This window comes from Nocardioides sp. (assembly GCF_031422975.1).
In the GTDB taxonomy this organism is placed as follows: Bacteria; Actinomycetota; Actinomycetes; order Propionibacteriales; family Nocardioidaceae; genus Nocardioides.
Genome location: NZ_JANPEO010000281.1, coordinates 1 through 8,856, shown reverse-complemented (window position 1 = coordinate 8,856; position 8,856 = coordinate 1). Strand labels below are relative to the sequence as shown.

Genomic DNA, 8,856 nt, shown 5'->3' with positions numbered 1-8,856 from the left:
ACGGCATCGCCGGCAAGGACGCCCGCGGCGGCACCATCACCGACGACCACTTCCTGGTCTACTTCAACGCCGACGGCCCGGCCGACGTGACCCTGCCTCCGGACGAGTACGCCGCGGCGTGGGACGTCGTCATCGACACCGGCGGGTCCGCCGACACCGCCCAGACCCATGCCGCCGGTGCCAGTGTGGCTATCGCGACGCACAGCCTCGTCGTGCTCCGCGAGCACGCCGAGCCCGAGCAGGAGGTCGACCACTCGGTCGCCGCCTCCCTCGCCTCGCTCGCCGACACCGGAGCCGAGGACTCCACGCCGGGCGCCGACCAGCGGCACCGCACCGACACCGTCGGCTGATGCGCACGCCCGTCAGCACCTACCGGCTCCAGATCACCGAGGACTTCGACCTGCACGCGGCGGCCCACGTGCTGCCCTATCTGCACGACCTCGGTGTGGACTGGGTCTACCTCTCGCCGCTGCTGGCGGCCGAGTCGCACAGCAACCACGGGTACGACGTCTCCGACCACGGCCGCATCGACGCTGCCCGTGGCGGCGTCTCCGGGCTGGCGGCGGTCTCGGCCGAGGCGCACCGCCTCGGCATGGGTGTGCTGGTCGACATCGTGCCCAACCACGTCGGCGTCGCGAGCGCGAGCGACAACGCCTGGTGGTGGTCGGTCCTCACCCACGGTCAGTCCTCCGACTATGCCGAGGCATTCGACATCGACTGGGCCGCAGGCGGGGGGCGGATCCGGATCCCGGTGGTCGGCGACGACGACCTCGCGGAGGACGGCACCATCGCCCACCTCGCAGTCGAGGCCGGCCAGCTGCTCTACCACGACAACGCCTTTCCGCTCGCTCCCGGCAGCGCCGATGACATGGACGAGCACAGGCTGGATGCCCAGGACGTGCATGCCCGGCAGCACTACGAGCTCGTGTCCTGGCGGCTGGCCGATGCCGGCCTCAACTACCGCCGGTTCTTCGCCGTCAACAGCCTGGCCGCGATCCGGGTCGAGGACCGCGAGTGGTTCGACCGCTCACACGACGAGATCGGCCGGTGGTTCACCGAGGGTCTCGTCGACGGGCTGCGCGTCGACCACCCCGACGGCCTGCGGGACCCCGAGGGCTACCTGCGCGACCTCGCCGAGCTGACCGGCGACGCCTATGTGCTGGTCGAGAAGATCCTGGAGCCCGGCGAGGAGCTAGCGCCGGAGTGGCCGACCGCCGGCACCACCGGGTACGACGCCATGGCGCTGATCGACCGGGTCCTCACCGACCCGACCGCGGCCGCTGCCCTCGGCGCACTGGACGAGCGGCTGCGTGGCGGGCCGGTCGACTGGGCAGCGATGGTGCACGACAACAAGCGCGCCGTGGCGGACGGCATCCTCCGCTCCGAGGTGCTGCGCATCGGCCGCGAGCTGCGAGTGGCGATCCCCGACGCCCCGGCCGACACCGAGGACGCGGTCGGCGAGCTGCTGGCCTGCTTCCCGGTCTACCGCTCCTACCTCCCCGGTGGTCGGCACCACCTCGACGAGGCCTTCGCGTCGGCCCGTGAGCACCGCCCCGACCTCGCCGCCACCCTCGACGTCCTGCTCCCGGTGCTGTCCGACGCGAGCCAGCCGCCCGCGCTGCGCTTCCAGCAGACCTCCGGCATGGTCATGGCCAAGGGCGTCGAGGACTGCTCCTTCTACCGCTGGTCGCGGCTCTCCTCGCTCAACGAGGTCGGCGCCGACCCGTCCGTCTTCTCGCTCACCACGGGGCAGTGGCACGACGCGATGGCCACCCGCCAGCGCGAGTGGCCGCACGCGATGACCGCGCTGTCCACCCACGACACCAAGCGCGGCGAGGACGTCCGCGCCCGGATCACCGCGCTCGCCGAGGTCCCCGACACCTGGGAGCGCGCGCTCGACCGGCTGCTGCGGCTCGTGCCGCTGCCCGACCCCGGCTTCGGCAACCTGCTGTGGCAGGCCGTCGTGGGTGCCTGGCCGGCTGCCGGTCTCGATTCCGACTGGCGCGAGCGCCTGCACGCCTATGCCGAGAAGGCGATGCGCGAAGCCGGAGACCGCACCCAGTGGACCGAGCCCGACGGGGACTACGAGGCCGCAGTGCACGCCGCCGTGGACGCCGCGATCGACCGGCCCGAGGTGCGCGCCGTCGTCGAGGAGGTGCTCGGTGTCGTCGCCGACGCGGGCTGGAGCAACGCCTTGAGCGCCAAGCTCGTCGCCCTCACGATGCCGGGAGTGCCCGACGTCTACCAGGGCAGCGAGCTGTGGGAGCAGTCCTTGGTCGACCCCGACAACCGGCGACCGGTCGACTACGACGTACGCCGCAGCCGACTGGCCAAGATCGAGGACGGCCTGCGCCCGTCGCTGACCGGCGGCGTCGACGACCCCGGGGCGGCCAAGCTGCTCGTCACCCGGGCCGGGCTCCTGGCCCGGCGCGAGCAGGCTGAGCTGTTCGACTCCTACGCTCCCCTCGCGGTGACCGGCGACGCCGCCGAGCACCTGCTTGCCTTCGACCGCGGCGGGGCGGTCACCGTGGCCACCCGCCTGCCGCTCGGCCTTGCCAGCCGCGGTGGTTGGGGCGCGACCACTCTCGCGCTACCGGCCGGGGAGTGGACCGACGCGATCTCCGGGCGCATCGTGACCGGTGATGTCCCCGTCGCCGAACTGTTGGCCGACCTGCCGGTCGCACTGCTGACCCGCAGCGCCGCACCACTTCCCGCCATCCGTGGTCGCTTCGACGTGTGGGCGCCGCGTGCTCGGACACTCACCCTCCAGGTCGGCGACGAGCGGGTGCCGATGACCCGTCGAGCCGACGACTGGTGGACCCCCGCCGGCCCGGTGCCCGGCGGTGAGGTCGACTACGGCTACCTCGTCGACGAGGCCGACCGGCCGCTGCCCGACCCGCGCTCGCGCCGCCAGCCCGCGGGGGTGCACGCGCTCTCGCGCACCTTCGACCCGGGCGCACACGCCTGGGCCGACGCGGCCTGGACCGGGCGCCAGCTCGCCGGCTCGGTGATCTACGAGCTGCACGTCGGCACGTTCACGCCCGAGGGCACCTTCGACGCCGCGCTCGGCAAGCTGGACCACCTGCGCTCGATCGGGGTCGACCTCGTCGAGGTGATGCCCGTCAACGCGTTCAACGGCTCCCACAACTGGGGCTACGACGGCGTCCTGTGGTCGGCCGTGCAGGAGCAGTACGGCGGCCCGGCGGCCTACCAGCGGTTCGTCGACGGCTGCCACGCGGCCGGGATCGGCGTCATCCAGGACGTGGTGCACAACCACCTCGGCCCCTCGGGCAACTACCTGCCGGTCTTCGGGCCCTATCTCAAGGAGGGCGCCAACACGTGGGGTGACCTCGTCAACCTCGACGGGGAGGGCAGCCACGAGGTCCGCCGCTACATCCTCGACAGCGTCCGGTCGTGGTTCACCGACATGCACCTCGACGGGCTGCGGCTCGACGCCGTGCACGCACTGGCCGACGAGTCGCCGACCCACCTGCTCGAGGAGATGGCGGTCGAGGTGGCCGCCCTGTCGGCCCATCTGCGCCGGCCACTGACCCTGATCGCCGAGTCCGACCTCAACGATCCGTTGCTCGTGACGCCGCGCGAGGCGGGCGGCTACGGGCTCGACGCGCAGTGGAGCGACGACTTCCACCACGCCCTCCACGTCGCGCTCACCGGCGAGACGGAGGGCTACTACGCCGACTTCGAGCCGCTGTCCGCCCTGGGCAAGGTGCTCACCCGTGGGTTCTTCCACGACGGCACCTTCAGCTCCTTCCGCAACCGCCCGCACGGCGTGCCGGTCGACGTGGACCGGATGCCGGGGTGGCGGCTCGTGGTGGCCAGCCAGAACCACGACCAGATCGGCAACCGCGCGCGTGGCGACCGGGTCACCGAGGCGCTCGACGACGACCAGCTGGCCTGTGCGGCGCTGCTCACCCTCTCCTCGCCGTTCACCCCGATGCTCTTCCAGGGCGAGGAGTGGGCGGCCTCGACACCGTTCGCGTTCTTCACCTCGCACCCCGAGCCCGAGCTGGGCGCGGCGACCGCCGAGGGGCGGCTCTCGGAGTTCGAGCGGATGGGCTGGGACCCGACCGTGGTTCCCGACCCGCAGGACCCGGCGACGTACGAGCGGTCCAAGCTGGACTGGGACGAGCTGGGCACCGGGCGGCACGCCGTGCTGCTCGAGGTCTATCGCGCGCTCGCCGGCCTGCGACGTGAGGTGCCCGAGCTGACCGACCCCGACCTGCGCCGGGTGGACGTGGTCGTCGACGAGGAGGCACGCACGCTGGTGCTGCGACGAGGCTCGGTGAGCGTGGTCGTCAACGTCGGCACCGCCGCGGCTGACGTAGAGCTGTCGGGCGAGCACGAGGTCCTCTTCACCACTCCGGCCGGCGCGTCGCTGGTCGCGGGCGGCATCACGCTGCCGCCGCACGCGGGTGCGCTGCTGCGGCGTACACGCTGACTGGCGGCTCCGAAACCTAGGTGCGGGACCCGGATGCGTGGGATCGTCCTCGGGAAGGAGGCGGGATGACCAGCCAGGAATCGGTTGCGGTCGCGAGCATCGTGCGACCTCGCCGACACGGGTGGGGGGACCAGGCATCGCGCCGCGCCATGTCGGAGACCGCCGAGAGCCTTCGCCGGCTCACGGGCTTCGACGCGTGTGCCATCGAGGTGCTGCGTAGTGACGACATGCTCGAGTTCGTGGCACTGGCGACCGACAACCAGGTCACGCGCAGTGAGTACGACGGCGCCGGCTCGCCGTTGTCAGCCATGTATCCCGCCCTCGAGCTCGGCGTCGAGGTCGGCGTGCTGAGGTTCGTGCGTTCCGAGGACATGACCCCCGAGGCCATCGACCGGATGCGCCCCTACGGCGTCTTCCCGGCCGTTCAGCCCGGCAACGACCCGACCAGGTGGCACGCGGAGGACATGCTGATCGCGCAGGTCTGCGATGACCAGGACAAGATGCGCGCGCTCGTCTACTTCGACGAGCCCCGTGACTGCCTGCGGCCCACCCTCGTGCAGCTCACCGACCTCGAGCGCGTGATCCAGCAGAGCCTGCACGGCATCCTCGTCCAGATCGAGCGCGAGGAGTTCGCCCAGCGGATCAGGCTGGCCAGTGCCACCCGAGCAGTCATCCGCTCGGCCTCACCGCATGCCGATCTCGGCGAGCTGTTCTCGATCGTCCGCGTGCAGTGCCGCGAGCCGTTCCGGGCGCACGGTCTGTGGATCGACACCCTCGACGCGTTGGACCGCGAGCTCGGACGCCCGATCGGGACCGAGGGCAGCCCGGAGCTCGGGCCCGAGGTGCGAGCGGCCCTGGGCTCAGCGATGGTCAGCGCCTGGGAGCGGCAGGCAGTCCTGATCATCGAGCCCGATCGTGTCTGGGGCGATGACGACCTCGACGCGCACTTCCGCGACCAACTCACGCCGCAGGTGTCCGCGCGAGGCCTGCGCGAGATCGCCCTGGTGCCCATCGGGGCGGGGGCGGACGCCCTGGCGATGCTGGCTGTGGCGCGTGACGTCGATGCGCCGCGCTGGACCGACGACGAGAGCTCCGCGGCCCTGGACGTCGCCCACGACCTGGGACGGGCGATCCTGAATGCACAGGCCAATGCGCGGGAGTGGTCAGCCGTGGCTGCCCTGCGCGAGCTGGGCGACTATCGGCGGACCCTGATCGAGTCCGTGGCGCGCGAGCTGCAGAACCCGCTCGCCCTGGTCTCCGGTCACCTCGATCTGCTCGTGGCCATGGATCTGCCTGCCGACGCCCAGCGCTCGGTCGTGCCGATGATCCGCAACACGGCCCGACTCACCGCACTGGCCCAGGACCTCTCGTTGGTGTCCCGCCTGGCCGACTCGGCGAGCCCGATGAGCACGGCGACGCTCGAGCTGGCGGGACTCCTCACCGAGGCGATCGCCGTCGCGACTCCGCAGGCCGAGCACCGAGACGTCTCGATCGAGCTCTCGGTCACCGGCGGCTCCTCGGTCCAGGGACATCCCCTCGAGCTGTCCCGGTGCATCGGAGCCCTGCTCGACAACGCGGTGAAGTACTCCCACCGAGGTGGAGTCGTCGAGGTGGACCTGAGCGGCGACGACGATGCGGTGGCGCTCACCGTCCGCGACCACGGCATCGGGATCTCCTCGACGGACCAGGAGCTGTTGTTCGGCGAGTTCTTCCGGTCCGCCGACCCTGCTGCCATGTCCCGCTCCGGTCATGGCCTCGGCCTCAGCATCGTGCGGCAGGTCCTGGTCCGCCATGGCGGCACAGTCTCGGTCGTCTCCACCCGCGCGCAGGGGGCGACGTTCCAGGTCCTGCTGCCCGCCGCCGGCGGCCCGCCGCTGACCGCGCCCGGCTGAGTCAGCGTGTGAGTCGACCTCAGCGGTCGAGGAGCTCGTCGACCCAGGCCGGGACCAGCTCGGTGGCGCGACCGCGCCGCGATTCGTGGAAGTCGCTGCTGCCGTCGCTCGCATCGAGGTTCAGCTCGAGCGTGCGGGTGCCGTTGCCGATCGCGTAGTGCACGAACGCGGCGGCCGGATAGACCAGGCCGGACGTGCCGATCGAGACGAACAGGTCGCAGGCCCACAGCGCCTCGTGGATCGCGTGCATGTCGTAGGGCACCTCGCCGAACCACACCACGTCGGGCCGCAGGGTCGCCGAGGTGCAGGAGGGGCACGGCGGCTCACCGATCAGGGGCGACGTCCACTCGTGGCGCTCGCCGCACGACGTACACCACGCTGCCCGCAACCGACCGTGCATGTGGTGCACCCGACTCGACCCGGCGCGCTCGTGCAGGTCGTCGATGTTCTGGGTGACGAGGTACAGGTTGGTGCCGAGCTCGTCCTCGAGCCGGGCCAGCGCCCTGTGGGCCGCGTTGGGCTGGACCTGACCGAGCGCGGCGCGGCGCTCGTCGTAGAAGCGCTGCACCAGGTCCGGATCGTCGGCGAAGGCTTCGGGCGTGGCGACGACCATCGGGTCGTGGCCCTCCCAGAGCCCGCCGGCGTCGCGGAACGTGGCCAGCCCGCTCTCGGCGGAGATACCGGCGCCGGTGAGGACGACGACGCGCTGCTGTCTCATGGCACCAAGTATCAGGGACGCCGTCCACGGGCTCTGGCGCCTTCCGGCAAGGAGGCCGATGGTTTCAGCCGGTTGCCATCCGAGCGCGCACCGCCGGGGCGAAGGGACTCCACAGGAACCAGCCCGGGAACTGCCGGACCAGGCCGGGTTGGCCGGTCACCTCGATCAGCCCCGAGGCGCGCGACTGACCCAGACTGACGATTCCGGAGAAGACTCGCATCAGCGCCACCGGGTCGGTCGTCACCGTCACATCAGACTCGAAGCCCGGATGGCTGGTGCACACCGATGCCTCGCCGCGGTCCAGCACGAGCCAGATCCGAGTCGGTTCGAGGCCGGTGTAGGCGAACTCCACAACAACTCGACGCGCCGGCAGGCGATCCGCGTCAAGCCGCCGCGACATCCACCAGGTCAGCGAGACCGGATCAACCTCGCGGGGCTCGGGTTCGGCGAACATCCAACGCACCGCCCATTCCCCGAAGGCCATGATCACCGACTCGAGATCACGCCCGGCGTCGGTCAGGTGGTACTCATGGCCGCCCTTGACCGGAACCCGGTCCAGGACGCCGCGCCGTTCCAGGTGCAACAGCCGCTGGAGCAGCAGCGTGCGCGAGATCCCCGGCAGACCGCGTGCAATGTCGTTGAAGCGGTTGGCCCCCAGAACGAGTTCGCGCGCGATGAGAGGCGTCCACCGGTCCGCGAGGACCTCGCTCGCGAGGGCCACGGGGCAGTACTGGTTGTAGTCGCGCATCGAGCCAGTCTGTGCGGTCCTGCCTCTCCTGACCAGTACGGAATCAATACCGGCTTGGTCCATTCCCTGCACTGGGCGATGCGGCCCACCGGCGGTGTACTCGAGATGCCCGACACATCACCCATCCCGAGGAGCCTGCGATGACCACCGCCACCTTTGATCCCGCTGCCTACAAGCGGACCACCCTCGCCCAATGGGAGACCGCAGCCGATGCCTGGGACCGCTGGGGTCCTGCCATCGAGGACTGGCTCGGCGACGCAACCGACGTCATGCTCGATGCGGCAGGGATCATCACCGGCAGCCGGGTGCTCGACGTCGCCGCTGGTGCTGGCGGACAGACACTCGTTGCGGCCGAACGGGTCGGCCCGTCCGGACACGTGCTGGCCACAGACATCTCACCGACGATCCTGGAGTACGCCGCACGGGCGGCAGATCGAGCCGGCCTCCCGCAGGTGCACACGCTGGTGGCAGACGGGGAGAGCCTTGTCGGCGTTGAGCCGTCGTCGTACGACGCAGTGATCTCGCGGGTCGGGCTGATCTACTTCCCGGACCAGTCCGCAGCCCTGGCGGGCATGTGCCGAGCTCTGCGACCCGGCGGACGTCTGTCGGCCGTTGTCTACTCCACTGCGGAGCGCAACGAGTTCTTCTCGCTGCCGGTCGGGATCATCCGTCGCATCGCTCAGCTGCCGCCGCCGCTGCCGGGCCAGCCGGGACCGTTCAGCCTGGGCGCGCCCGGCGTCGCCGAGGACGTCTTCCTCGCTGCGGGACTCCACGACGTCACGGTCACCAGCGTGCCCTCACCAGTCCGCATGGCGCGCGCGGCGGACTGCGTGCGCTTCGAGCAGGAATCCTTCGGGGCACTGCATCAGATGCTCGCGGGCGTCGACGAGGGCGAACGGGCCGCCGCGTGGCGGGAGATCACCGAGGCGCTGGGCAGGTTCGAGGGACCGGACGGTTTCGTGGGGCCGTGCGAGATGCTGGTGGTGACCGGCGTCAAGTGAGGCGACGACACCGGCCGGCCAGGATTCCCCACCGCGAA

The 8,856-nt window shown here is 71.2% G+C and carries 5 protein-coding genes and 1 pseudogene; 4 read left to right on the top strand and 2 right to left on the bottom strand.

Annotated features, from left to right (window positions below; all coding sequences use genetic code 11):
• The 3 genes and pseudogenes from RMO85_RS08380 to RMO85_RS08370 form a co-directional block, all read left to right on the top strand.
• A pseudogene (locus RMO85_RS08380) lies at positions 1–350 on the top strand (hypothetical protein); the annotation flags it as partial.
• Positions 350–4,459 (top strand): malto-oligosyltrehalose synthase, encoded by a 4,110-nt coding sequence (gene treY, locus RMO85_RS08375; RefSeq protein WP_310528270.1) that lies wholly within the window; start codon positions 350–352, stop codon positions 4,457–4,459. The pseudogene RMO85_RS08380 and the gene treY, both read left to right, overlap by 1 nt.
• A 65-nt stretch (positions 4,460–4,524) precedes the next feature.
• Positions 4,525–6,351, top strand: coding sequence for an ATP-binding protein (locus RMO85_RS08370; RefSeq protein WP_310528269.1), 1,827 nt, complete (start codon positions 4,525–4,527; stop codon positions 6,349–6,351).
• A 19-nt stretch (positions 6,352–6,370) separates the two neighbouring features.
• On the opposite strand, the gene RMO85_RS08365 is transcribed toward RMO85_RS08370, so the two are convergent.
• Both RMO85_RS08365 and RMO85_RS08360 read right to left on the bottom strand, forming a co-directional pair.
• Positions 6,371–7,069, bottom strand: a complete 699-nt coding sequence (locus RMO85_RS08365; protein ID WP_310528268.1) for an NAD-dependent deacylase — start codon at positions 7,067–7,069, stop codon at positions 6,371–6,373.
• 64 nt (positions 7,070–7,133) lie between these two features.
• Complete coding sequence (locus RMO85_RS08360) at positions 7,134–7,880, bottom strand: winged helix-turn-helix transcriptional regulator (RefSeq protein ID WP_310528271.1); 747 nt, start codon at positions 7,878–7,880, stop codon at positions 7,134–7,136.
• Between the two features lie 77 nt (positions 7,881–7,957).
• On the opposite strand from RMO85_RS08360, the gene RMO85_RS08355 reads away from it, so the two are divergent.
• Positions 7,958–8,818: a class I SAM-dependent methyltransferase gene (locus RMO85_RS08355; protein WP_310528267.1), complete on the top strand. Its 861-nt coding sequence runs from the start codon at positions 7,958–7,960 to the stop codon at positions 8,816–8,818.
• The last annotated feature ends 38 nt before the right edge of the window (positions 8,819–8,856 follow it).

What these genes read in the sequence shown, in the direction of transcription:
- RMO85_RS08355 (WP_310528267.1), top strand. Translation starts at nt 7,958, where the DNA reads ATGACCACCGCCACCTTTGATCCCGCTGCCTACAAGCGGACCACCCTC.
- RMO85_RS08370 (WP_310528269.1), top strand. Translation starts at nt 4,525, where the DNA reads ATGACCAGCCAGGAATCGGTTGCGGTCGCGAGCATCGTGCGACCTCGC.
- RMO85_RS08365 (WP_310528268.1), bottom strand. Translation starts at nt 7,069, where the DNA reads ATGAGACAGCAGCGCGTCGTCGTCCTCACCGGCGCCGGTATCTCCGCC.
- treY (WP_310528270.1), top strand. Translation starts at nt 350, where the DNA reads ATGCGCACGCCCGTCAGCACCTACCGGCTCCAGATCACCGAGGACTTC.
- RMO85_RS08360 (WP_310528271.1), bottom strand. Translation starts at nt 7,880, where the DNA reads ATGGACCAAGCCGGTATTGATTCCGTACTGGTCAGGAGAGGCAGGACC.